19 protein-coding genes and 1 tRNA gene are annotated in these 23422 nt (G+C 65.3%); 16 read left to right on the top strand and 4 right to left on the bottom strand.

All coding sequences use genetic code 11. The annotated features are described in order from the left end of the window. The 10 genes from NGJ44_RS21800 to rpoC all read left to right on the top strand — a co-directional run. On the top strand, window positions 1-197 hold a 197-nt coding region (locus NGJ44_RS21800; protein WP_502802159.1), incomplete at its 5' end, for an EF-Tu C-terminal domain-related protein. 134 nt (window positions 198-331) lie between these two features. Next, window positions 332-407 (top strand) — tRNA-Trp (locus NGJ44_RS21805). Between the two features lie 63 nt (window positions 408-470). Further along, window positions 471-851 (top strand): preprotein translocase subunit SecE, encoded by a 381-nt coding sequence (gene secE / locus NGJ44_RS21810; protein ID WP_053245248.1) that lies wholly within the window; start codon window positions 471-473, stop codon window positions 849-851. Window positions 852-860: 9 nt separating this feature from the next. After that, window positions 861-1394, top strand: coding sequence for a transcription termination/antitermination protein NusG (gene nusG, locus NGJ44_RS21815; RefSeq protein WP_251865767.1), 534 nt, complete (start codon window positions 861-863; stop codon window positions 1392-1394). A 64-nt stretch (window positions 1395-1458) separates the two neighbouring features. Continuing rightward, complete coding sequence (rplK, locus tag NGJ44_RS21820) at window positions 1459-1890, top strand: 50S ribosomal protein L11 (protein ID WP_053245247.1); 432 nt, start codon at window positions 1459-1461, stop codon at window positions 1888-1890. 2 nt (window positions 1891-1892) lie between these two features. Continuing rightward, window positions 1893-2588, top strand: coding sequence for a 50S ribosomal protein L1 (rplA, locus tag NGJ44_RS21825; RefSeq protein WP_251865769.1), 696 nt, complete (start codon window positions 1893-1895; stop codon window positions 2586-2588). A 284-nt stretch (window positions 2589-2872) separates the two neighbouring features. After that, window positions 2873-3397, top strand: coding sequence for a 50S ribosomal protein L10 (gene rplJ, locus NGJ44_RS21830; protein WP_053245245.1), 525 nt, complete (start codon window positions 2873-2875; stop codon window positions 3395-3397). 79 nt (window positions 3398-3476) lie between these two features. Continuing rightward, a complete protein-coding gene (rplL, locus tag NGJ44_RS21835; RefSeq protein ID WP_053245244.1) occupies window positions 3477-3857 on the top strand; it encodes a 50S ribosomal protein L7/L12 in 381 nt (126 codons plus the stop codon). 163 nt (window positions 3858-4020) lie between these two features. Beyond that, window positions 4021-8133 carry a DNA-directed RNA polymerase subunit beta gene (gene rpoB, locus NGJ44_RS21840; protein ID WP_053245243.1) on the top strand — a complete coding sequence of 1371 codons (4113 nt, stop codon included), beginning with the start codon at window positions 4021-4023 and terminating at the stop codon, window positions 8131-8133. Beyond that, window positions 8133-12383 (top strand): DNA-directed RNA polymerase subunit beta', encoded by a 4251-nt coding sequence (rpoC, locus tag NGJ44_RS21845; protein WP_251865771.1) that lies wholly within the window; start codon window positions 8133-8135, stop codon window positions 12381-12383. Before rpoB ends, rpoC begins: the two co-directional genes overlap by 1 nt. Before the next feature lie 120 nt (window positions 12384-12503). On the opposite strand, the gene NGJ44_RS21850 is transcribed toward rpoC, so the two are convergent. After that, window positions 12504-12899, bottom strand: a complete 396-nt coding sequence (locus tag NGJ44_RS21850; protein ID WP_053245242.1) for a TssQ family T6SS-associated lipoprotein — start codon at window positions 12897-12899, stop codon at window positions 12504-12506. A 160-nt stretch (window positions 12900-13059) separates the two neighbouring features. Between NGJ44_RS21850 and NGJ44_RS21855 the strand changes: the two genes are divergently transcribed. Further along, window positions 13060-14313: a serine/threonine-protein kinase gene (locus NGJ44_RS21855; protein WP_251865773.1), complete on the top strand. Its 1254-nt coding sequence runs from the start codon at window positions 13060-13062 to the stop codon at window positions 14311-14313. A 7-nt stretch (window positions 14314-14320) separates the two neighbouring features. Here NGJ44_RS21855 and NGJ44_RS21860 read toward each other — a convergent pair whose 3' ends face one another. The 3 genes from NGJ44_RS21860 to NGJ44_RS21870 are packed head-to-tail and all read right to left on the bottom strand — an operon-like array spanning window position 14321 to window position 18526. Continuing rightward, window positions 14321-16642, bottom strand: a complete 2322-nt coding sequence (locus tag NGJ44_RS21860) for a CHASE2 domain-containing protein (protein WP_251865774.1) — start codon at window positions 16640-16642, stop codon at window positions 14321-14323. 7 nt (window positions 16643-16649) lie between these two features. Continuing rightward, a complete protein-coding gene (locus tag NGJ44_RS21865; RefSeq protein WP_251865776.1) occupies window positions 16650-17768 on the bottom strand; it encodes a FecR domain-containing protein in 1119 nt (372 codons plus the stop codon). Between the two features lie 41 nt (window positions 17769-17809). Next, window positions 17810-18526: a response regulator transcription factor gene (locus NGJ44_RS21870; RefSeq protein ID WP_251865778.1), complete on the bottom strand. Its 717-nt coding sequence runs from the start codon at window positions 18524-18526 to the stop codon at window positions 17810-17812. A 400-nt stretch (window positions 18527-18926) separates the two neighbouring features. Here NGJ44_RS21870 and NGJ44_RS21875 point away from each other — a divergent pair, with 400 nt between their 5' ends. From NGJ44_RS21875 to NGJ44_RS21895, 5 genes are all read left to right on the top strand, one after another. Then, window positions 18927-19631 carry a response regulator transcription factor gene (locus NGJ44_RS21875; RefSeq protein ID WP_251865780.1) on the top strand — a complete coding sequence of 235 codons (705 nt, stop codon included), beginning with the start codon at window positions 18927-18929 and terminating at the stop codon, window positions 19629-19631. A gap of 448 nt (window positions 19632-20079) precedes the next feature. After that, window positions 20080-20457 (top strand): 30S ribosomal protein S12, encoded by a 378-nt coding sequence (gene rpsL / locus NGJ44_RS21880; protein WP_005017264.1) that lies wholly within the window; start codon window positions 20080-20082, stop codon window positions 20455-20457. Between the two features lie 172 nt (window positions 20458-20629). After that, the gene (gene rpsG / locus NGJ44_RS21885; RefSeq protein WP_053245871.1) at window positions 20630-21100 is read left to right on the top strand and encodes a 30S ribosomal protein S7; all 471 of its coding nucleotides are present in this window, start codon (window positions 20630-20632) and stop codon (window positions 21098-21100) included. 18 nt (window positions 21101-21118) lie between these two features. Next, window positions 21119-23221, top strand: coding sequence for an elongation factor G (fusA, locus tag NGJ44_RS21890; RefSeq protein WP_053245872.1), 2103 nt, complete (start codon window positions 21119-21121; stop codon window positions 23219-23221). A 75-nt stretch (window positions 23222-23296) separates the two neighbouring features. Then, on the top strand, window positions 23297-23422 hold a 126-nt coding region (locus NGJ44_RS21895; protein ID WP_233175816.1), incomplete at its 3' end, for a GTP-binding protein.

Here is a 23422-nt window from a genome sequence, read left to right on the forward strand (position 1 = left end):
AGTTCTACTTCCGCACGACGGACGTGACGGGCACGATCGATCTGCCCAAGGACAAGGAGATGGTGCTGCCGGGCGACAACGTGACGATGACGGTCAAGCTGCTGTCGCCGATCGCCATGGAAGAAGGCCTGCGCTTCGCCATACGTGAAGGCGGCCGTACCGTCGGCGCCGGCGTGGTCGCCAAGATCATCGCCTAAGTTGTAACAAGCAATACCCGATGGGTAGAGGAGCTTCGGCCCCTCTATCCATTCTTGCTGGAAAAGTAGTACTATGTATGGTTCCGCAAGGTTTCGCACATAGGCCAGCAGCGAGTGCAAGTCTGTAGTGTTTTAGGGGCATAGCTCAATTGGCAGAGCGTCGGTCTCCAAAACCGAAGGTTGTAGGTTCGATTCCTACTGCCCCTGCCACCGCCAGGAAAACCCGCGGGAGATCATCGCGAGTTACGCATACACGGCGGCTCGCGTCGCAATATGTCTAATACCAGCGTAGAAAATGTCACCAGCACCGCTGACCGGATCAAGCTCTGGCTGGCGGTTCTTGTCGTTGTTGCTGGCATCGTCGGGTTTTCTGTGCTGAGCGCGCAGCCGATGCCTGCCCGTATCGGGGTGTTCGTCGGCAGCCTCGTCATTGCAGCCGCGATCGCGTGGTTCAGCGAACCCGGTCGCCGCACCCTGAGCTTTGCCAGCGAGTCGTACAACGAAGTCAAGCGTGTCTCGTGGCCCACCCGCAAGGAAACGACCCAGATGACGGGCATCGTTTTCGCGTTCGTGGCGATCATGGGCATTTTCATGTGGGTGCTCGACAAGGGCATCGAATGGATTCTCTACGGCCTGCTGCTGGGCTGGAAATAAGGGCGGCGAATGAGTAAGCGTTGGTATGTCGTCCATGTGTACTCCGGCATGGAAAAAAGCGTGCAGAAAGCCCTGAACGAGCGCATCGAGCGCGCGGGCCTGCAGACGTCTTTTGGTCGCATTCTCGTGCCCTCCGAGGAAGTCGTCGAGGTCAAGGGCGGCCAGAAGTCCATCACCGAGCGTCGCATTTTCCCCGGTTACGTCCTCGTCGAGATGGACCTGACCGACGAAACGTGGCACTTGGTCAAGAACACCAACCGAGTCACCGGCTTTCTGGGTGGCTCGGGCAACCGCCCGACCCCGATTTCCGAGAAGGAAGTCGAGAAGATCCTCTCCCAGATGGAAGAGGGTGTCGAGAAGCCCCGTCCCAAGATCCTCTTCGAGGTGGGCGAGATGGTGCGGGTCAAGGAAGGTCCGTTTGCTGACTTCAACGGCAATGTCGAGGAAGTCAACTACGAAAAGAGCAAGGTGCGTGTGTCCGTGACCATTTTCGGTCGCGCCACGCCCGTGGAGCTCGATTTCAGCCAGGTCGAAAAGACCTGATTTCAACCCCGGGGAGCTGCGCAACTCTTGACGCGTAGCGATATCACCCGCAAGGAGCATAAGCATGGCGAAGAAGATCGTCGGCTTTATCAAGCTGCAAGTGCCGGCTGGTAAGGCCAACCCCTCCCCCCCGATTGGCCCGGCCCTGGGTCAGCGTGGCCTGAACATCATGGAATTCTGCAAGGCGTTCAACGCCAAGACCCAAGGCATGGAGCCGGGTCTGCCGATCCCCGTGGTGATCACCGCCTTCGCGGACAAGAGCTTCACCTTCATCATGAAGACCCCGCCCGCGACGGTCCTCATCAAGAAGGCCGCCGGCGTCCAGAAGGGCTCGTCCAAGCCGCACACCGACAAGGTCGGCACGCTGACGCGCGCCCAGGCCGAGGAAATCGCCAAGACCAAGAGTCCGGACCTGACCGCTTCCGACATGGAAGCCGCCGTCCGCACCATCGCTGGCAGCGCCCGCAGCATGGGCATCACGGTTGAGGGGATCTAATCATGGCAAAACTGTCCAAGCGCGCCGCCGCGATCGCCCAGAAGATCGATCGCACCAAGCTGTACCCCGTGGCCGAAGCCCTGGCCCTGGTCAAGGAAACCGCTGTCGCCAAGTTCGATGAATCCATCGACGTGGCCGTGCAGCTCGGCATCGATCCCAAGAAGTCCGACCAGCTGGTCCGCGGCTCCGTGGTGCTGCCCGCCGGCACCGGCAAGACCGTCCGCGTGGCCGTGTTCGCCCAGGGCGACAAGGCCGAGGCCGCCAAGGCCGCCGGCGCCGACATCGTCGGCCTGGACGACCTGGCCGAGCGCATCAAGGCCGGCCAGATGGACTTCGACGTGGTCATCGCCTCGCCCGACACCATGCGCGTCGTGGGCGCCCTGGGCCAGGTGCTGGGCCCCCGCGGCCTGATGCCGAACCCCAAGGTCGGCACCGTGACCCCGGACGTGGCCACCGCCGTCAAGAACGCCAAGGCCGGTCAGGTGCAATACCGCACCGACAAGGCCGGCATCATCCACGCCACCATCGGCCGCGCGTCGTTCGGCGTGGAACAGCTGCAAACCAACCTGGCCGCCCTGGTCGACGCCCTGCAAAAGGCTCGTCCCGCCGCTGCCAAGGGCATCTACCTGCGCAAGCTGGCCGTTTCGTCCACGATGGGCGGCGGCGCGCGCGTGGAAATCGCCTCGCTGTCGGCCTGATAGGGCGGCACAGCGAAAAACGTACTTTGGGCTGCATCCGGGCTCTTCCGGATGCTGCTGTCAAAGACCGCTGGAGCAGGGTAGCAAAGGGGTCCGCCCCTTCGGAAGCATCGAAGCCGTACCTCTGCTGTCCCGCTTAATCCCGAAGCTTTCCCAGTTCGGATCCAGCGTAGACGGCGTCCCACGGAAGATTTCTTTTTATTTGAAGAACTCAACCCAGGCGCCGCATTCGGTTGACGCGCAAGGCTTACGCCCCAAGCGTCTTTTGATGGAGTGTTCAAACCGTGAGTCTCAATCGTCAAGAGAAAGCGGTGGTGATCGAGGAAGTCTCGGCGGAAGTCGCCAAGGCCCAGTCGATCGTTATCGCCGAGTACCGTGGTCTGGACGTCGCCTCTGTCACCGTACTGCGCAAAACTGCGCGTGAATCGGGCGTGTACCTGCGTGTTCTGAAGAACACGCTGGCCCGTCGTGCGGTTGCCGGCACGGCTTTCGAGCCGATCGCCGAGCAACTCACCGGTCCGCTGATCTACGGTATCAGCGCTGATCCGGTCGCCGCGGCCAAGGTCCTCGCAGGTTTCGCGAAAAGCAACGACAAGCTGGTCATCAAGGCGGGCGCTCTGCCCAACAACCTGTTGAACCAAGACGGCGTGAAGGCCCTGGCCACCATGCCTTCGCGCGAAGAGTTGCTCTCGAAGCTGCTGGGCACCATGCAAGCCCCCATCGCGCAATTCGTGCGTACGCTCAACGAAGTTCCGACCAAGTTCGCCCGTGGCCTGGCTGCGGTCCGCGACCAGAAGGCGGCGGCCTGAGGCCTCGCCCCCGGACTTCGCTGAACGACCGAGCGACACCCAAACCCTGGCATTACCCAATTATTGGAGTTCTTAGAAAATGGCACTTAGCAAAGCTGAAATCCTTGACGCCATCGCTGGCATGACCGTGCTCGAGCTGTCCGAGCTGATCAAGGAAATGGAAGAGAAGTTCGGCGTGTCGGCTGCCGCCGCCGCCGTGGCCGTGGCTGCTCCCGCTGCCGGTGGCGCCGCCGCCGCCGCTGAAGAGCAGACCGAGTTCACCGTCGTGCTGGCCGAAGCCGGCGCCAACAAGGTGAGCGTCATCAAGGCCGTGCGCGAACTGACGGGCCTGGGCCTGAAGGAAGCCAAGGACCTGGTGGACGGCGCTCCGAAGCCCGTCAAGGAAGGCATCGCCAAGGCTGACGCCGAAGCCGCCAAGAAGAAGCTGGAAGAAGCTGGCGCCAAGGTCGAAGTCAAGTAAGACCTTGCGTCAACTGCCCGGGGACAGCGCAGTTTGCCGTCCCCGGGCTTTTGCGTTTCCAGGAAACCCCTACTGACGGCCCGAGCTTTTCAGTGGGGTTTCCTGGAGTCGTATCACCTGGGGCCGTGGTTGACGGCCCATGCAACCTCGAGTCGGAGTGCTCATGCCTTACTCGTACACCGAAAAAAAGCGCATCCGCAAAAGCTTCGCCAAGCGTGAAGACGTTCAGAACGTTCCCTTCCTGCTGGCGACTCAGCTTCAATCCTACCTAACTTTCCTGCAGGCGGATACCGCCCCGTCCGAACGCGTTGCCGACGGCTTGCAGGCGGCGTTTACGTCGATTTTCCCGATTGTTAGCCACAACGGAATGGCGCGCCTCGAGTTCGTGAGCTATTCGCTCGGCGAACCGGTGTTCGATGTCAAGGAATGTCAGCAACGTGGCCTGACCTACGCGTCGCCGCTGCGCGCCAAGGTCCGCCTGGTGCTGCTCGACCGCGAAGTCAGCAAGCCCACCATCAAGGAAGTGAAGGAGCAGGAAGTGTACATGGGCGAGATTCCGCTCATGACCAGCACCGGCTCCTTCGTCATCAACGGCACGGAACGCGTCATCGTGTCGCAGCTGCACCGCTCGCCCGGCGTGTTCTTCGAGCACGACCGCGGCAAGACCCACAGCTCCGGCAAGCTGCTTTTCTCCGCCCGGGTGATTCCCTACCGCGGCTCCTGGCTCGATTTCGAGTTCGACCCGAAGGACATCCTGTTCTTCCGCGTCGACCGCCGCCGCAAGATGCCGGTCACGATCCTGTGCAAGGCGATCGGCATGACGCCCGAAACCATTCTGGCCAACTTCTTCGACTTCGACAACTTCGAACTGAAGAGCGAAGGCGCGATGATGGAGTTCGTGCCTGAGCGCTGGAAGGGCGAAATGGCCCGCTTCGACATCACCGACCGTTCCGGCAAGGTGATCGTCGAGAAGGACAAGCGCATCAACGCCAAGCATCTGCGCGATCTCGCCAACGGCGGCATCCAGCGCGTTTCCGTGCCCGAGGAATTCCTCTATGGCCGCGTGCTGGCCAAGAACATCGTCGATCCCGACACGGGCGAGGTCATTGCCAACGCCAACGACGAGATCACCGAAAGCGTGCTGTCGGCGCTGCGCGCGGCCAACGTGCGCGAGATCCAGACGCTCTACACGAACGACCTGGACCGCGGCCCCTACATTTCGCAGACGCTGCGCACCGACGAAACCGCCGACCAGAACGCTGCCCGCATCGCCATCTACCGCATGATGCGTCCGGGCGAGCCGCCCACCGAGGAAGCGGTCGAGGCCCTGTTCCAGCGCCTGTTCTACAGCGAGGAAACCTACGATCTGTCGCGCGTGGGCCGCATGAAGGTCAATAGCCGTCTGGGCCGGGGCGAAGACACGTCCGGCCCCATGACGCTGACCAACGAGGACATCCTCGACACCATCAAGGTGCTGGTGGAGCTGCGCAACGGCCGTGGCCAGATCGACGACATCGACCACCTGGGCAACCGCCGCGTGCGTTGCGTGGGCGAACTGGCCGAAAACCAGTTCCGCGCCGGCCTGGTGCGCGTCGAGCGTGCCGTCAAGGAACGCCTGGGCCAGGCCGAAACCGAAAACCTGATGCCGCACGACCTGATCAACTCCAAGCCGATCTCGGCCGCCATCAAGGAGTTCTTCGGCTCGAGCCAACTGTCGCAGTTCATGGACCAGACCAACCCGCTGTCGGAAATCACGCACAAGCGTCGTGTTTCCGCGCTGGGCCCGGGCGGCCTGACCCGCGAGCGCGCCGGCTTCGAAGTGCGCGACGTGCACCCCACGCACTATGGCCGCGTCTGCCCGATCGAAACGCCGGAAGGCCCGAACATCGGCCTGATCAACTCCATGGCGCTGTACGCCCGCCTGAACGAGTACGGCTTCCTGGAAACGCCCTATCGCAAGGTCATCGACGGCAAGGTGAGCGACCAGATCGACTACCTGTCGGCCATCGAGGAAAGCCACTACGTGATCGCCCAGGCGAACGCGGCGCTGGACGAGGAAGGCCGCTTCAAGGACGACCTGGTGGCCTGCCGCGAAGCGGGTGAAACCATGCTCACGGCGCCGGCCAACGTGCACTACATGGACGTGGCGCCGTCGCAGATCGTGTCGGTCGCGGCCTCGCTGATTCCGTTCCTGGAGCACGACGACGCCAACCGCGCGCTGATGGGCGCCAACATGCAGCGCCAGGCCGTGCCCTGCCTGCGCCCCGAGAAGCCCCTGGTGGGCACCGGCATCGAGCGCACCGTGGCGGTCGACTCCGGCACCACCGTGCAGGCGCTGCGCGGCGGCGTGGTCGACCACGTCGACGCCGAGCGCGTGGTGATCCGCGTCAACGACGACGAAAACGTCGCCGGCGAAGTGGGCGTGGACATCTACAACCTCATCAAGTACACCCGCTCCAACCAGAACACGAACATCAACCAGCGTCCCATCGTCAAGCGCGGCGACAAGGTCGCCAAGGGCGACGTGCTGGCCGACGGCGCATCGACGGACCTGGGCGAACTCGCCCTGGGCCAGAACATGCTGATCGCGTTCATGCCCTGGAACGGCTACAACTTCGAGGACTCGATCCTGATCTCCGAGAAGGTCGTGGCCGATGACCGCTACACCTCGATCCACATCGAGGAACTGACGGTCGTCGCGCGCGACACCAAGCTCGGACCCGAGGAAATCACCCGCGACATCAGCAACCTGGCCGAAGCCCAGCTCAACCGCCTGGATGACTCGGGCATCTGCTACATCGGCGCCGAAGTCAGCGCCGACGACGTGCTGGTGGGCAAGGTCACGCCCAAGGGCGAGACCCAGCTCACGCCGGAAGAGAAGCTGCTGCGCGCCATCTTCGGCGAGAAGGCGTCCGACGTGAAGGACACCTCGCTGCGCGTGCCCTCGGGCATGACCGGCACCGTCATCGACGTGCAGGTGTTCACGCGCGAAGGCATCGTGCGCGACAAGCGCGCCCAGTCCATCATCGACGACGAACTGCGCCGCTACCGCCAGGACCTGAACGACCAGCTACGCATCGTCGAGAACGACCAGTTCGACCGTATCGAGAAGATGCTGGTCGGCAAGACCGTCAACGGCGGCCCGCGCAAGCTCGCCAAGGGCGCCACCATCACCAAGGCCTACCTGGCCGACCTGGACCGCTGGCAGTGGTTCGACATCCGCCTGGCCGACGAAGCCCACGCCGTGGTGCTGGAACAGGCCAAGGAGTCGCTCGAGCAGAAGCGCCACCAGTTCGACCTGGCCTTCGAGGAAAAGCGCAAGAAGCTCACGCAGGGCGACGAACTGCCGCCGGGCGTGCTGAAGATGATCAAGGTGTACCTGGCCGTCAAGCGCCGCCTGCAGCCCGGCGACAAGATGGCCGGCCGTCACGGCAACAAGGGCGTGGTTTCGCGCATCACCCCCGTCGAGGACATGCCCCACATGGCCGACGGCACGCCTGCCGACATCGTGCTGAACCCGCTGGGCGTGCCTTCGCGCATGAACGTCGGCCAGGTGCTCGAAGTGCACCTGGGCTGGGCCGCCAAGGGCGTGGGCCAGCGCATCGCCGACATGCTGCGCGACGAGCGCACGGCGCAGGTCAAGAACGTGCGCGCCTACCTGGAGAAGGTCTACAACACGACCGGCACCGGCGCGCGCATCGACGAGCTGACCGACGACGAAGTCATCGAGATGGCGCAGAACCTCAAGAACGGCGTGCCGTTCGCCACGCCCGTCTTCGACGGCGCGACGGAAGAGGAAATCGGCAAGATGCTGGAACTGGCCTATCCCGACGAGGTGGCCGAGCGCATGCAGCTCACGCCGTCGCGCACCCAGGCCTGGCTCTATGACGGCCGCACCGGCGAGAAATTCGAGCGCCCGGTCACCGTGGGCTACATGCACTACCTGAAGCTGCACCACCTGGTCGACGACAAGATGCACGCCCGTTCGACCGGCCCGTACTCGCTCGTCACCCAGCAGCCGCTGGGCGGCAAGGCGCAGTTCGGCGGCCAGCGGTTCGGGGAAATGGAAGTGTGGGCGCTGGAAGCCTACGGCGCCGCCTACACCCTGCAGGAAATGCTGACGGTGAAGTCCGACGACATCACCGGCCGCACCAAGGTATACGAAAACATCGTCAAGGGCGACCACGTCATCGACGCCGGCATGCCGGAATCGTTCAACGTGCTGGTCAAGGAAATCCGCTCGTTGGCCCTGGACATGGATTTGGAGCGTAACTAATGAAAGCGCTACTCGACCTCTTTAAGCAAGTCTCGCAAGACGAGCAATTCGATGCCATCAAGATCGGCATCGCGTCGCCCGAGAAGATCCGTTCGTGGTCTTACGGCGAAGTGCGCAAGCCCGAGACCATCAACTACCGCACGTTCAAGCCGGAACGCGATGGTCTGTTCTGCTCCAAGATCTTCGGCCCCATCAAGGACTACGAGTGCCTTTGCGGCAAGTACAAGCGCCTGAAGCACCGCGGCGTGATCTGCGAAAAGTGCGGCGTCGAAGTCACCGTCGCCAAGGTCCGCCGCGAACGCATGGGCCACATCGAGCTGGCCAGCCCGGTTGCGCACATCTGGTTCCTGAAGAGCCTGCCGTCGCGCCTGGGCATGGTGCTCGACATGACGCTGCGCGACATCGAGCGCGTGCTCTACTTCGAAGCCTGGTGCGTGATCGAGCCCGGCATGACGCCGCTCAAGCGCGGCCAGATCATGTCCGATGACGACTTCCTCGCCAAGACCGAAGAGTACGGCGACGACTTCCGCGCGCTCATGGGCGCCGAAGCCGTGCGCGAACTGCTGCGCACCATCGATATCGACCGCGAAGTGGAAACGCTGCGCGGCGAGCTGAAGGCCACCAGCTCCGAAGCCAAGATCAAGAAGATCTCCAAGCGCCTGAAGGTGCTGGAAGGCTTCCAGAAGTCGGGCATCAAGCCCGAGTGGATGGTCATGGAAGTGCTGCCCGTGCTGCCGCCGGACCTGCGTCCGCTGGTGCCGCTGGACGGCGGCCGCTTCGCGACCTCCGACCTGAACGACCTGTATCGCCGCGTCATCAACCGCAACAACCGCCTCAAGCGCCTGCTCGAGCTCAAGGCGCCGGAAATCATTCTGCGCAACGAAAAGCGCATGCTGCAGGAAGCCGTCGACTCGCTGCTGGACAACGGCCGCCGCGGCAAGGCCATGACGGGCGCCAACAAGCGCCAGCTCAAGTCGCTGGCCGACATGATCAAGGGCAAGAGCGGCCGTTTCCGCCAGAACCTGCTGGGCAAGCGCGTCGACTACTCGGGCCGTTCGGTCATCGTGGTGGGCCCGCAGCTCAAGCTGCACCAGTGCGGCCTGCCCAAGCTGATGGCCCTGGAACTGTTCAAGCCGTTCATCTTCAACCGCCTGGAGATGATGGGCCTGGCCACGACCATCAAGGCCGCCAAGAAGCTCGTGGAAAGCCAGGAGCCGGTGGTGTGGGACATCCTCGAAGAGGTGATCCGCGAGCACCCGGTCATGCTGAACCGTGCGCCCACGCTGCACCGCCTGGGCATCCAGGCCTTCGAGCCCGTGCTGATCGAAGGCAAGGCCATCCAGCTCCATCCGCTGGTCTGCGCGGCGTTCAATGCCGACTTCGACGGCGACCAGATGGCCGTGCACGTGCCGCTGTCGCTGGAAGCCCAGCTCGAGGCGCGCACGCTGATGCTGGCCTCGAACAACGTCCTGTTCCCGGCCAACGGCGAACCGTCCATCGTGCCGTCGCAGGATATCGTGCTGGGTCTGTACTACACGACCCGCGAGCGCATCAACGGCAAGGGCGAAGGCATCTTCTTTACCGACGTGGCCGAGGTGCAGCGCGCCTATGACAACGGCGAAGTCGAGCTGCAGAGCCGCATCACCGTGCGCCTGACCGAATACGAGCGCGACGAGAACAACGAATGGCAGCCCGTGATCCGCCGTCACGAGACGACGGTCGGCCGTGCGCTGCTGTCGGAGATCCTGCCCAAGGGCCTGCCCTTCTCGGTGCTGAACAAGGCGCTCAAGAAGAAGGAAATCTCGCGCCTGATCAACCAGTCGTTCCGCCGCTGCGGCCTGCGCGATACGGTGATCTTCGCCGACAAGCTGATGCAGTCGGGTTTCCGCCTGGCCACGCGCGGCGGCATTTCCATCGCCATGGAAGACATGCTGATCCCGAAGGCCAAGGAAGCGATCCTGGCCGAGGCCAGCCGCGAAGTGAAGGAAATCGACAAGCAGTACTCGTCGGGCCTGGTGACCTCGCAAGAGCGCTACAACAACGTGGTGGACATCTGGGGCAAGGCCGGCGACAAGGTCGGCAAGGCGATGATGGAACAGCTCGCCACCGAGCCCGTGATCAACCGTCACGGCGAGGAAGTGCGCCAGGAGTCGTTCAACTCCATCTACATGATGGCCGACTCGGGCGCGCGCGGTTCGGCCGCCCAGATCCGCCAGCTCGCCGGCATGCGCGGCCTGATGGCCAAGCCGGACGGCTCCATTATCGAAACGCCCATTACCGCGAACTTCCGCGAAGGCCTGAACGTACTGCAGTACTTCATTTCGACGCACGGCGCGCGCAAGGGCCTGGCCGACACGGCGCTGAAGACCGCGAACTCGGGCTACCTGACCCGCCGCCTGGTGGACGTCACGCAGGACCTGGTCATCACCGAGGAAGATTGCGGCACGTCCCAGGGCTACGCCATGAAGGCGCTGGTCGAGGGCGGCGAAGTCATCGAGCCGCTGCGCGACCGCATTCTGGGCCGCGTGGCTGCCGTGGACATCGTCAATCCCGACACGCAGGAAACGGCCATCACCGCCGGCACCCTGCTGGACGAAGACATGGTCGACATGATCGACCGCCTGGGCGTGGACGAAGTCAAGGTCCGCACGCCGCTGACCTGCGAAACGCGCCATGGCCTGTGCGCGCACTGCTACGGCCGCGACCTCGGCCGCGGCACGCCGGTCAACCAGGGCGAGGCGGTCGGCGTCATCGCCGCCCAGTCCATCGGCGAACCGGGCACGCAGCTTACGATGCGTACGTTCCACATCGGCGGCGCGGCCTCGCGTTCGGCCCTGGCCAGCGCGGTCGAAACGAAGTCCAGCGGCACCGTGGGCTTCGCCAGCACCATGCGCTACGTCACCAACGCCAAGGGCGAGCGTGTGGCGATCTCGCGTTCGGGCGAACTGGCCATCTTCGATGACAACGGCCGCGAGCGCGAACGCCATAAGATCCCCTACGGCGCCACCGTGCTGGTGGGCGACGGCGAAGCCGTCAAGGCCGGCACCCGCCTGGCGACCTGGGATCCGCTGACCCGTCCGATCGTTTCGGAGTACGGCGGCGCCGTGCGCTTCGAGAACATCGAGGAAGGCGTTACCGTCGCCAAGCAGGTGGACGAAGTTACCGGCCTGTCGACGCTGGTCGTCATCACGCCCAAGACGCGCAGCGGCAAAACCGTCATGCGTCCGCAGATCAAGCTGGTCAACGAGAACGGCGAAGACGTCAAGATCGCCGGCACCGATCACTCGGTGAACATCTCGTTCCCGGTCGGCGCGCTCATCACCGTGCGCGACGGCCAGCAGGTCGCCGTGGGCGAGGTGCTGGCGCGCATTCCGCAGGAATCGCAGAAGACCCGCGACATTACCGGCGGTCTGCCGCGCGTGGCCGAGCTGTTCGAAGCGCGTTCGCCCAAGGATGCCGGCATGCTCGCCGACGTCACCGGCACGGTTTCGTTCGGCAAGGACACCAAGGGCAAGCAGCGCCTGGTCATCACCGACCTGGAAGGCGTCAGCCACGAGTTCCTGATTCCGAAGGAAAAACAGGTGCTGGTGCACGACGGCCAGGTGGTGAACAAGGGTGAAATGATCGTGGACGGCCCGGCCGACCCGCACGACATCCTGCGCCTGCAGGGCATCGAAAAACTGGCGACCTACATCGTGGACGAAGTCCAGGACGTGTACCGCCTGCAGGGTGTGAAGATCAACGACAAGCACATCGAGGTGATCGTTCGCCAGATGCTGCGCCGCGTGAATATCGTCGATGCCGGCGATACCGACTTCATCCCGGGCGAGCAGGTCGAGCGCTCCGAGCTGCTCAACGAGAACGACCGCGTCGTTGCCGAAGGCAAGCGTCCGGCCACCTACGACAACGTGCTGCTGGGCATTACCAAGGCATCGCTGTCGACCGACTCGTTCATCTCGGCCGCGTCGTTCCAGGAAACCACCCGCGTCCTGACCGAGGCCGCCATCATGGGCAAGCGCGACGACCTGCGCGGCCTGAAGGAAAACGTCATCGTCGGCCGCCTGATCCCGGCGGGCACCGGCCTGGCGTACCACCTGGCCCGCAAGGACAAGGAAGCGCTGGAGGCCGCGGAACGCGAAGCCGCCCGCCAGATGGCCAACCCGTTCGAAGACTCGCCGGTCACGGTGGGTTCGGACACCGAGCCGGAGGCTCCGGCTTCCGACGCCGGAAGCGAGGATACCGCCGAATAAGCGGGTCCTTGCCGGGTTCGTCCCGCCACCGTCGGCGCCCTGTCTTCCTGGCAGGCGCCGGCCGCAGCAAAAAGGCCGCTGGCTTATGCCAGCGGCCTTTGTTTTTTCCGAGAGCGGCGCCTATTCCGCGGCCCGGGCCCTGGCGCGCCGGAATACCGGCCCCCAAATGGGATGGCCGGCCTCGTTGGGGGCGAGTTGAAAGCCGGGGTCCAGTTGCAGGATGCGGGCAAAGCTGTCCTGGCAGAGCTGGGCGTAGCGGGTGACGCAATAGCTGAACGCCTGCAGTTTGTAGGCTTCGATGCGCACGGCCTTGGGCGCGGTGGCCAGCGCATCGGAAGTGGCCACGCCGCGGATCACCGCGCCGTAGCGGCCGGCCGCGTAGTCGTCGCGGACCTGTTGCAGTTCCGCCACGGCTTCTGCCGTGGGAGGCGGCTCGGCGGTGAGCGGGGAGAGGGCGGCGCAGCCGGAAAGGAGTACCGAGATGCCCAGCGCGGTGTTCAGGGTGCGGAGTTTCATGGGCTTCCTGAAAAATAAAGATTGTTTCGGCCGAGTCCAATCGTGCCACAGCCTGATGCGCTCGGACATTTTCCGCAATGCCCTGGCCGGACGGATTGGATAATATTCGCCCTATTAAAATTCCTATCTGTATTTCTTGCGCCTGCGCGCAGCACCTATCATGCCTTCATCCGCCGGTCTGCTGACGCCCCGCGGTCCGTTTTCCGGCGCCGCGCCGCTTGCGTTGCGTCCCTTGAGCGCCATCGCCGCCACCTCGGCGGGAGGGGTGCCGGAGTCCCGCATCAAGCGGATCGTCTCCGATCTGATTCCCTCGCTCGCCGCGCTGCATGCGCAGGCCGAAATCTGCGGAGGAGTCAGCCTGGACATGGTCGGCATGGACGAGAACGCGCACGCGCACCTGATGCCGGAGGTCGAGGATCCGCTTTCCCAGCGCTCGAACGCCGTGCCGGCGTCCGGCTTTGCCCCCTTCGAGCTGTACACCACCGACTCCGCCGAATGGCCGCGCGGCCCCTGGACCGACATCTATGCGCTTTGTGCCGTCATGCACTCGCTGGTGACCGGCGCGCGGCCGGCGCCCGCCCCGGAGCGGCGCGCCGTCGATCCCTATGAGCCCCTGGCCGTCGTGGGCCCGCCCAAATACAGCCAGGAGTTCCTGGCCGTCATCGATGCCGGGCTCGCCATGCATCCCGAAGACCGTCCGCAGACGCTGGAGCAGCTTGCACACCTGCTCGGTATTTCCGCGCAGCTGGAGGAGGCGGCGCCCGCCGCGAACGACGAGGCGGCGGGAACCGCCGTCGCGGCTTGCGCCGCGCCGGCGGAAGCCGTGCGCGGTGCGCGTCGCGGATCGCGGCTCCCCTTGCTGGCGCTGCTGCTGGCGGTGGCGCTGGGGGGCGCGGCCTTGTATGCCTGGTTCCAGTTCAATTTGGGAACCTCCCATTCCGTCATCCGCAGCTCGGAAGTCGTGCCGCCATCCGCGGGGCTGTCCACGGCCTCCGGCACGGCCGAGACACCGCCGGCGTCCGCGCCGGAGCCTGTCCCGGCGCCCGCTCCGGACGGCGCCCAGCCCCCGGCCGCCCCGACCGAGACGCCGTCCGCCGCCCAGGCGGAGGGCGCTGGCGTGCCCGCTTCCCCGCCCGAGCAGGCCGCGCCGCCCCCAACGGTCGAAGCGCCGCCCGCCGCCGACGAGGCTCCCAAGGCCAAGCCCGTGCCTGTCCGGGTGCGGCTTGATATCCGGCCTTGGGGCGAGGTATGGGTCAACGGCATCGCCAAGGGCATCAGCCCGCCGGTGAAAGAAATACGGCTGATCCCGGGCAAGTACCAGGTCGTGCTGCGCAACGCCGACCTGCCGCCCTACCGCGCGACGCTGGAGATCAAGCCGGGCCAGCCCGCCGTCATTTCCCACACCTTCCAGTAGGAAGCGGTCAGCCTTCCTCCGGCTCGGGCGCTTTTGGCAGCACGAGGGTGAACACCGAGCCGGCGCCCGGGACGCTGGACACCTCCACGCGTCCGTTGTGGCGTTCGGCCACCGTGCGCACGAAAGCCAGCCCCAGGCCCGCGCCGCCCACGTCGTTGCGCGTGTCGGCGGCCATTCGCGAGAAGGGCTCGAAGAGGCGGCCCAGGTTCTCGGGGGCGATGCCCTGGCCCTGGTCGCGGATGGCCACGCGCCAGCACCCCGCGTCCTCGGCGATGCTGCAATGGATGCGGGTCTGCGCCGGGCTGTACTTGATGGCGTTGTCGATCAGGTTGCACAGCGAGCGCATGAGCAGGGTCTGGTCGCCCTGCACATAGGCGCAAGGCAGGGGCTGGGCGATTTCCAGCGCGATGCTGCGCTGGCGGGCCGGAGCCCAGAACTCGTCCACGGCGTCCTGCAGCAGGCTGGACAGATCCAGTTCCGTCGTGCCGATGGTCATGGACTCCGCGCGCGTCAGGTGCACGAAATCGTCCACCAGCCGCAAGGTGCGGCGGGCCAACTGGGCGATGCGGTCCAGGGTTTCTTCCTGCTCGGGTGGGGCAGGCCCGGCGCGCTGCATGTCCACCAGCGCCAGTATCGAGCTCTGGGGAGCGCGCATGTCGTGCGAAATGAAGCGCAGCGTTTCCTCGCGCTGCCGCTCCGCGCGGCGGATGCGCGAGATATCCGTGAGCGTGGCCACCGTGCCGGCGAAGTTGCCTTCGGCCGTGTGGATGGGTGCGCATTTCAGGATGAGGTCGCGGCCTGCTTTGTCGCGCAGTTCCAGGTCGGCGCTCCATGGCGACGCGGATGCGGCCGGGCCCAGGCCCCGCAGCGCTTCCGCCACCCGCTGGCGGGCCTCGTCGTCCGGGATGGTGTGCGCCAGCAGATGCATGGCCGGATGGCCCATGCGGGGGGGCCGCAGCCCCAGCCGCCGGAAATACATGACGGCCGCCTGGTTGCGGAATTGCACGCGGCCGTCCTGGTCGAAAACCAGGGTGGCGTCGGGCATGCCGTCCAGCCCGTCGGCAAGGAAGCGCCGCAGGTTGCGCACCCGCGCCAGCGCGCGGCGCAGCTCGCCGATCCGGCTTTCCAGCGACGCGCCCGGGTCGGCCGACAGCGCGCGCGCTTCGTTGAGGACGGGCGGGTATTCGCGCTGCAGGCGGCGCAGCTCGTTATCCATGTAGCGCAGCGCCGCTTCCTGGCTGCGCCAGCTCCAGGCGGGGTAGGCCAGCGCCACGCCCAGCAGGGCGGCCGATGGCGCAAACCATTCGTGCCCGTGGATCAGCAGCAGCGCCGCCAGGGCCAGGATGGCGAAAAGCAGTCCTACGCAGACCAGCAGCGCCTGCTTGGGCGAAAGGCGCCAGAGCGCCAGACAGGCCAGCAGGACGGGCAGCGCGGACAGCAGCGACGCCAGCCAGGGCGGCGTGGGCTGGAAGGCCATGCGCTCGCGCGCCGCCTGCAGCAGGTTGGCCTGGATTTCCACGCCGGACATGCCATTGCCCTCCCGCGACACGGGCGTGGGAAACATATCTCCCAGGCCCGTGGCCCATGCGCCCACGAGTACATACTTGCCCTGCAGCGCCGAGGGCGGCACCTCGCCCCGCAGCACGGAAAGATACGACACCGTGCGCATGTGGGCCGCCGGTCCGGCATAGGGAATCAGAATGGAGGCATCCTGCGCCGCCTGGCGGAGAAAATGCGTGGCCCGTTCTCCTTCGCCGCCCACGGCCACCATGGCCAGCGCCAGGGTATTCCAGCGCCGGCCCCCGAAATCCACCGAAAGCACGGCCCGGCGCACGCTGCCGTCGGCGTCCACCAGGGCGTTGATGAAACCCTCGCCGGCGGCCGCCTCGGCCAGCAGCGGAATGGGGGAACTGAGCGTGGTGGGCGTGCGCAGACGGTCGAACACCACCGGCAGCACCACGCGTCCGTGCCGGCGCATGCTGGCGGCCAGAATGGCGTCATCCGCCGGATGGACGCCGTCGGGCTCGGCGAGTATCAGGTCCATGCCGACGGCGCGGGCGTTCCGCAGGCGTTCGAGCAGCGCGGCATGGATCGCGCGCCGCCAGGGCCAGCGGCCCAGCGCCTCGATACTGGCGTCATCGATCGCGACGATGACGATGTCGTTCGCCGCCGGGCGGCCGGCAAGCGTTACCGCCCGGTCATACAGAATCTGGTCCACCCGCCCCAGGCCGTTCCACCAGCCCAGCAGGGCGGCCAGCAGCGCCAGCGCCGCCGTCAGCCACAGCCCTGAGCGCGATGTCCGGTCCTGCGGTTCGGCGGTTTCGGGCATGGCTGCCTCAGTAATCGGTGAGCGTCACCAATCCGCCGGAGCCGGAAGACACCCCCAGCCCGTAGGAAGTCATGAGCTGGTTGGCTCCTTCGAAACTGACGATGGCGTCTTCGCCGCCCAGGCCCAGCTCGTCGATGGCGCGCACGGAGACGTAGTGCGTGCCGGCGCGCGAAGCGGAGAACCGGATGTCGTTGGTGGCGTAGACCGTCGACGACACCGGCAGCGCGCCCTGCGGGTCGCGCGAGACGCGCACCAGGTACTGCCTTGCGCCCGGGACCGGCGCGAAGGCGCTGGTCCAGACGCCTCCGCCGAGACGCTGGGCGGGGCCGAGCCGGGGAGCGGCCAGCAGGGGGCGCACCTCCGACATGCGGCCGTCGGCGGCCACCTTGGCGCCGAAGCCGCGCTGCACGGCGACGGTGCGTGCGGGAGCGGCCTGCGGGGCATGCGGCTGCAGCCGCACGCTGCCTTCCAGCACTTCGCTCTGCATGCCGTTGGCGGCCGCCTGCACGCGGAAGCGCGTGCCACGCACGCCCGTCACCGCCACCGGCGTGCGCACTTCGAAGCGGCCCACGCCCTGGCCGGCGGGCGCCACGGAGGATTCCACCGTGCCCTGGCGCACCCGGATCACGGAATCGGTCAGGTGCGAATGCTCGAATTGGCGCAGCCGCTGCAGTTCCACCGCGCCTTCCGACGGCACGGTCAGGGTGGAGCCGTCGGCCAGCTGCAGGGTGACGAACCCGCCCGGGGCCGTGGCGATCGTGCTGCCTTCGGCCACGCGCTCGCCCGGCTGCACGGCTTTTCCGTCCCGGGTCGCCTGGCCGCTGACGTGCGCCACCGTGGCCTGTGCGGGACGTTCGGGAATCATGGACAGCGGGATGCGCAGCTCCAGGCCGATGGGCAGCAGCTCCGGCGTGATGACGCGGTTCAGCGTCTGAAGGGGGTTCCAGTTGGAGGGATTGCCCGTGTAGGCGGTGGCCAGCTCGATCAGGGTGTCGCCGGGCCGCACGCGGTAGATGAAGTCTTCGCCCAGCGCGCCGGCGGGCTGGGCCAGCGCGGCGTGCGCGAGCAGGGCGCCGACAGCGCACGCGGTCAGAGCAGGCAGGAAAGGCGCGCTCGGGCGGCTCATGTATGTCTCTCCAGTGGGGGCCGGTTTGCGGGGGGCGCGGTTCATTGCGGGGCGCGGGCGTCCTCGCCGCCCTGGCCAACCAGTTCCAGCCGGTATCCCAGGGCATAGGACGAGCTCAGGCGCACGCCGTTCTCGGGGCGCAATTGCAACTTTTGGCGAATGTTCGACAGATGCGTGTCCAGCGTGCGCGACGTGGCCGGGATTTCGCGGTTCCATACGCATTCGGCCAGCACGTCGCGCGACATCAGGCGGCCCAGGTTGCGGAAAAAAAGCAGGGCCAGTTCGCATTCCTTGGGAGCGAGGGCGACCGGAACGCCGTTGAGCGAGATGGTGCGGGCCGCGGGATCGATGCGATAGCTGGCCACCTCGAAGGTTTCGTCGACCGGATCGGACAGCCGGCTGCGGCGCAGCAGCGCGGCCACGCGCGCCAGCAGCTCCATGGGGCGCAGCGGCTTGACGATGTAATCGTCGGCGCCCGCGCGCAGGCCTTTCACCAGGTCGTCTTCGCCGGAACGGTTGGTGAGGAAAATGACGGGAATGCGATGGCCGACATTGGCGCGGATCCAGCGCAGCACCTCATCGCCGTCCATGTCGGGCAGGTGCCAGTCCAGCAGCACGAGGTCGAATGTTTCACTGCGCAGGGCAGCGAGCAGGTCTCGGCTCTGCTGGTAACTGCCGCAATCGTAGCCAGCGGCGGTCAGGACTTGCTGAATATGGCGCGCCTGGTCCAGATCGTCTTCCAGCGACGCAATTCTCATTAGATTTTTTCTCGCGAGGGTTGCTGCGCGGCGCCTGTCGGCGCCTTCCGGTGCGGGCGGGGAATGTGTAAACGAATGATAACCCGGGTGCGCCGCCGTCTTGGGAATGCCGCGTCAGGAACTGTCAAACATTGCAAAGTTAACGAATCTTGACTGGAGTTGTTGCAGTCCGGGACGCCACACTGTTTCCAATTCGCCGCGGCGGGCGCGCAACGCGCCGCGCCGCCACTTGGCGGGGCTGCTCGACACGAACCCATCCACCCCGCCCGCCGTATGCCGCTGCTCGCGGTGCAGCAATCGTTGCTGCGGTTTTCATGGCGCGTTCCAGACAACCCTTTGCGTGTCCGTGCGGAGGCTTGCTCGTGTCGACAAGCCCGCGGGACGCGGGATGGAATCGAAAATGAATCAATTGCGCGTATTGTTGATGTCGCCCGACGAGGCGCTGCGGTCCGCGGCGGTTTCGGCGCTGCTGCAGGCCGGCATTTCCGCCCGCGGCTGCTCGACTTCGCTGGAGTTGTTCGGCTTGCTCGCCGCCGGCGCCTGCGATGCCGTGGCGCTGGACGTCGCTTCGCTCGGCGAGATCGGCTATGCGCTGGTGGCGCGGCTGCGCGGCTCCTCGCCCATGGGTATCGTGGTGATGGGACGGGGCCTGACGGTCGACGTCCGCCTGCGCTGCCTTCAGGGCGGCGCCGACGCCTGCCTGCCCGAGCCCGGCGACCCCCGCGAACTCGCATGCATCCTGCTGGCCCTGGCCCGGCGCCTGCCGTCCGATTCGCCGCCCGCCGCCGGGGACGCCGACGGCACGCCCGGCGAGTGGGAGCTGCGCGACCAGGGCTGGACGCTGGTCGCGCCCAGCGGCGCGACCATTTCCCTGTCCTCCAACGAGCGCCTGATCGTGCGCGCCCTGTTCGAGGTGGCCGGCCGTGCGGTGGGCCGCAGCGAACTCGCTGAGGAATTGCGTGTCGAAGGAGGCGCTGCGCGCGCCAGCAGCGCGCGCAGCATCGACGTGATCATCAGCCGGCTGCGCCGCAAGGCGGAAATGGCGGGAATCATTCTGCCCATTCGCACGGTATACGGCAGCGGATACCTGTTCGCCGATCGGTGACCGCGCACGATGCGACCCTCTTTTTGGGCCGATTTTCAGCCAGCATGCGCGGTTCTCCCGGATTCTCGCGTCTTCCGCCGGCAACGCGGCCATATGCTGCGTTGCAAAGTTCTTTGACATGACAGCCAGGTCTAAGTTATGCTAAAGGGCTTACTGCTTTATTTGCGCCAAGTGCGTGCGCCCGGTTCTTGCCGGGTTGGATGGCAAGGCGGGGCGGCGGCAGGTGCGTCACGAACCTGACACGGAACAGCCCTTCGGCATCGGCCGGCATCTGGCAGTAGGTTGTGCGTTTACATGGTTTGTTGGCAAGTCCGCTCTTTTACGTATACGAACGTTTGAGGCGGTTTTGCGCGAACTGCCTGCTCCGAGGGAGCCCATCCCGAGGAGGAAAGTACGTAAGTACTACCAGTAGTACTACCAGTGGTACGTAAAAGGGATTTCAAAGGTCATGCCTACCATTAGCCAACTCGTGCGCAAGCCGCGCGAAGTCAGCATCATCAAAAGCAAGAGCCCTGCGCTCGAAAACTGCCCGCAACGCCGCGGCGTGTGCACGCGCGTGTACACCACCACCCCCAAGAAGCCGAACTCCGCTCTGCGCAAGGTCGCCAAGGTTCGCCTGACCAACGGTTACGAAGTCATTTCGTACATCGGCGGCGAAGGCCACAACCTGCAGGAGCACTCGGTGGTTCTGGTGCGTGGCGGTCGTGTGAAGGACTTGCCCGGTGTGCGCTACCACATCGTGCGCGGTTCCCTCGACCTGCAAGGCGTCAAGGACCGCAAGCAGGCCCGCTCGAAGTACGGCGCCAAGCGTCCGAAGAAGGCTTGATAGCAAGCAGTATCACGCAGTACCCCTTGGTGGCGGAGGTCCGTCACGAAGGAAGATGTGCAACCGCGCCGACCCGTACAGGCAGGTGCGCGGCACGTAAGGGGTCGTCCCGTTGGGCGGCCATGGCCGTGTAGGAAACACGGTTCAACTGAACAGACACAAGGAAGCAACAATGCCCCGTCGTCGCGAAGTACCCAAGCGCGAGATTCTGCCCGATCCCAAGTTCGGCAGCGTCGAGCTCGCCAAGTTCATGAACGTCGTCATGCTGGACGGCAAGAAGGCCGTCGCCGAGCGCATCGTCTACGGCGCCCTCGAGCAAGTGCAAGCCAAGACCGGCAAGGAGCCGCTCGAGGTTTTCAGCACGGCGATCAACAACATCAAGCCCATCGTCGAAGTGAAGAGCCGCCGCGTTGGCGGTGCCAACTACCAAGTGCCGGTTGAAGTGCGCCCCGTGCGCCGCCTGGCCCTGGCTATGCGTTGGCTCCGTGAAGCCGCCAAGAAGCGTGGCGAGAAGTCGATGGACCTGCGTCTTGCTGGCGAACTGATCGACGCCGCCGAAGGTCGTGGCGCCGCGATGAAGAAGCGCGAAGACACGCACAAGATGGCCGAGGCCAACAAGGCCTTCAGCCATTTCCGCTGGTAATTTAAGGACTAACCCACCATGGCCCGCAAAACCCCGATCGAGCGCTATCGCAACATTGGTATCTCTGCGCACATCGATGCAGGGAAAACCACCACGACCGAACGCATCCTGTTCTACACCGGCGTCAATCACAAGATTGGCGAAGTGCATGATGGCGCCGCCACCATGGACTGGATGGAACAAGAGCAAGAGCGTGGCATCACCATTACGTCGGCTGCTACGACGGCGTTTTGGCGTGGCATGGCCGGCAACTACCCCGAGCACCGCATCAACATCATCGACACCCCGGGACACGTGGACTTCACCATCGAGGTGGAGCGTTCCATGCGCGTGCTGGACGGCGCCTGCATGGTGTACTGCGCCGTGGGTGGCGTGCAGCCGCAGTCGGAAACCGTGTGGCGCCAGGCCAACAAGTACGGCGTGCCGCGCCTGGCGTTCGTCAACAAGATGGACCGCACCGGCGCCAACTTCTTCAAGGTCTATGACCAGCTGAAGACGCGCCTGCGCGCCAACCCCGTGCCCATCGTGATCCCGATCGGCGCCGAAGACACCTTCAAGGGCGTGATCGACCTCATCAAGATGAAGGCGATCATTTGGGACGAAGCCAGCCAGGGCACCAAGTTCGACTACGAAGACATCCCGGCCGAGCTCCAGGCTTCCGCCGAGGAATGGCGCGAGAAGCTGGTGGAGGCCGCCGCCGAGTCGTCCGAGGAACTGATGAACAAGTACCTCGAGACCGGCGAGCTGGACGAAGCCGAGATCAACCAGGCCCTGCGCCAGCGCACCATCGCCGGCGAAATCCAGCCGATGCTGTGCGGCACCGCCTTCAAGAACAAGGGCGTGCAGCGCATGCTCGACGCCGTCATCGACTACCTGCCCTCGCCGGTCGACATCCCGCCGGTCGAAGGCACCGACGACGACGGCAACGAAGTCAAGCGCAAGGCCGACGACGGCGAGAAGTTCTCTGCGCTGGCGTTCAAGCTCATGACCGACCCGTTCGTCGGCCAGCTCACCTTCGTGCGCGTCTACTCGGGCGTGCTGAAATCGGGCGACACGGTCTACAACCCGGTCAAGGGCAAGAAGGAACGCATCGGCCGCATCCTGCAGATGCACGCGAACAACCGCGAGGAAATCAAGGAAGTTCTGGCCGGCGACATCGCCGCCGTCGTGGGCCTGAAGGACGTGACCACCGGCGAAACGCTGTGCGACGTCGATTCGCACGTGACGCTGGAGCGCATGGAGTTCCCCGAGCCCGTGATTTCGCAGGCCGTGGAACCCAAGTCCAAGGCCGACCAGGAAAAGATGGGCCTGGCGCTGTCGCGCCTGGCGCAGGAAGATCCGTCGTTCCGCGTGCGCAGCGACGAAGAATCCGGCCAGACCATCATTTCGGGCATGGGCGAGCTGCACCTGGAAATCATCGTCGACCGCATGAAGCGCGAATTCGGCGTGGAAGCCAACGTCGGCAAGCCCCAGGTGGCCTACCGCGAAACCATCCGCAAGACCTGCGAAGAAGTCGAAGGCAAGTTCGTCAAGCAGTCGGGCGGCCGCGGCCAGTACGGTCACGTCGTGATCAAGCTGGAACCGCTGGAACCGGGCGGCGGCTACGAATTCGTGGACGCCATCAAGGGCGGCGTGGTGCCGCGCGAGTTCATCCCCGCGGTGGACAAGGGCATCCAGGAAACCCTGCCGTCGGGCATCCTGGCCGGCTATCCGGTCGTGGACGTCAAGGTCACGCTGTTCTTCGGTTCGTACCACGACGTGGACTCGAACGAAAACGCGTTCAAGATGGCTGGTTCCATGGCGTTCAAGGAAGGCATGCGCAAGGCCAGCCCTGTGCTGCTCGAACCCATGATGGCCGTTGAAGTCGAAACGCCCGAAGACTACGCCGGCACCGTGATGGGCGACCTGTCGTCCCGTCGCGGCATGGTCCAGGGCATGGACGACATGGTTGGCGGCGGCAAGGTCATCAAGGCCGAGGTGCCGCTGGCCGAGATGTTCGGCTACGCCACGAACCTGCGTTCGCTGACGCAGGGCCGTGCGACCTACACGATGGAATTTAAGCATTACGCCGAGGCTCCGAAGAACGTCGCTGACGAAGTCATCGCCGCTCGGGCCAAGTAAACAACCCTCGCCGCGTCTGCCTCAGGGCAGCGCGGCAAACATCCAAGTTTCCTTGAAAGTCAAAGGATAGAGATCATGGCAAAAGGCAAGTTTGAACGTACCAAGCCGCACGTGAACGTGGGTACGATTGGTCACGTTGACCACGGCAAAACGACGTTGACGGCGGCCATCACGACGGTGCTGTCGAGCAAGTTCGGCGGC

Origin of the sequence: Achromobacter sp. Marseille-Q4962 (assembly GCF_943737005.1) — a bacterium.
Classification (GTDB): Bacteria; Pseudomonadota; Gammaproteobacteria; order Burkholderiales; family Burkholderiaceae_B; genus Achromobacter.

Coding starts and splice junctions, on each gene's coding strand:
- nusG (WP_251865767.1), top strand. CDS start 861: ATGAGTAAGCGTTGGTATGTCGTCCATGTGTACTCCGGCATGGAAAAA.
- rplL (WP_053245244.1), top strand. CDS start 3,477: ATGGCACTTAGCAAAGCTGAAATCCTTGACGCCATCGCTGGCATGACC.
- NGJ44_RS21875 (WP_251865780.1), top strand. CDS start 18,927: ATGAATCAATTGCGCGTATTGTTGATGTCGCCCGACGAGGCGCTGCGG.
- NGJ44_RS21860 (WP_251865774.1), bottom strand. CDS start 16,642: ATGCCCGAAACCGCCGAACCGCAGGACCGGACATCGCGCTCAGGGCTG.
- NGJ44_RS21850 (WP_053245242.1), bottom strand. CDS start 12,899: ATGAAACTCCGCACCCTGAACACCGCGCTGGGCATCTCGGTACTCCTT.
- rplA (WP_251865769.1), top strand. CDS start 1,893: ATGGCAAAACTGTCCAAGCGCGCCGCCGCGATCGCCCAGAAGATCGAT.
- rpoB (WP_053245243.1), top strand. CDS start 4,021: ATGCCTTACTCGTACACCGAAAAAAAGCGCATCCGCAAAAGCTTCGCC.
- NGJ44_RS21855 (WP_251865773.1), top strand. CDS start 13,060: ATGCCTTCATCCGCCGGTCTGCTGACGCCCCGCGGTCCGTTTTCCGGC.
- NGJ44_RS21865 (WP_251865776.1), bottom strand. CDS start 17,768: ATGAGCCGCCCGAGCGCGCCTTTCCTGCCTGCTCTGACCGCGTGCGCT.
- fusA (WP_053245872.1), top strand. CDS start 21,119: ATGGCCCGCAAAACCCCGATCGAGCGCTATCGCAACATTGGTATCTCT.
- NGJ44_RS21870 (WP_251865778.1), bottom strand. CDS start 18,526: ATGAGAATTGCGTCGCTGGAAGACGATCTGGACCAGGCGCGCCATATT.
- rpsG (WP_053245871.1), top strand. CDS start 20,630: ATGCCCCGTCGTCGCGAAGTACCCAAGCGCGAGATTCTGCCCGATCCC.
- rpsL (WP_005017264.1), top strand. CDS start 20,080: ATGCCTACCATTAGCCAACTCGTGCGCAAGCCGCGCGAAGTCAGCATC.
- secE (WP_053245248.1), top strand. CDS start 471: ATGTCTAATACCAGCGTAGAAAATGTCACCAGCACCGCTGACCGGATC.
- rplK (WP_053245247.1), top strand. CDS start 1,459: ATGGCGAAGAAGATCGTCGGCTTTATCAAGCTGCAAGTGCCGGCTGGT.
- rpoC (WP_251865771.1), top strand. CDS start 8,133: ATGAAAGCGCTACTCGACCTCTTTAAGCAAGTCTCGCAAGACGAGCAA.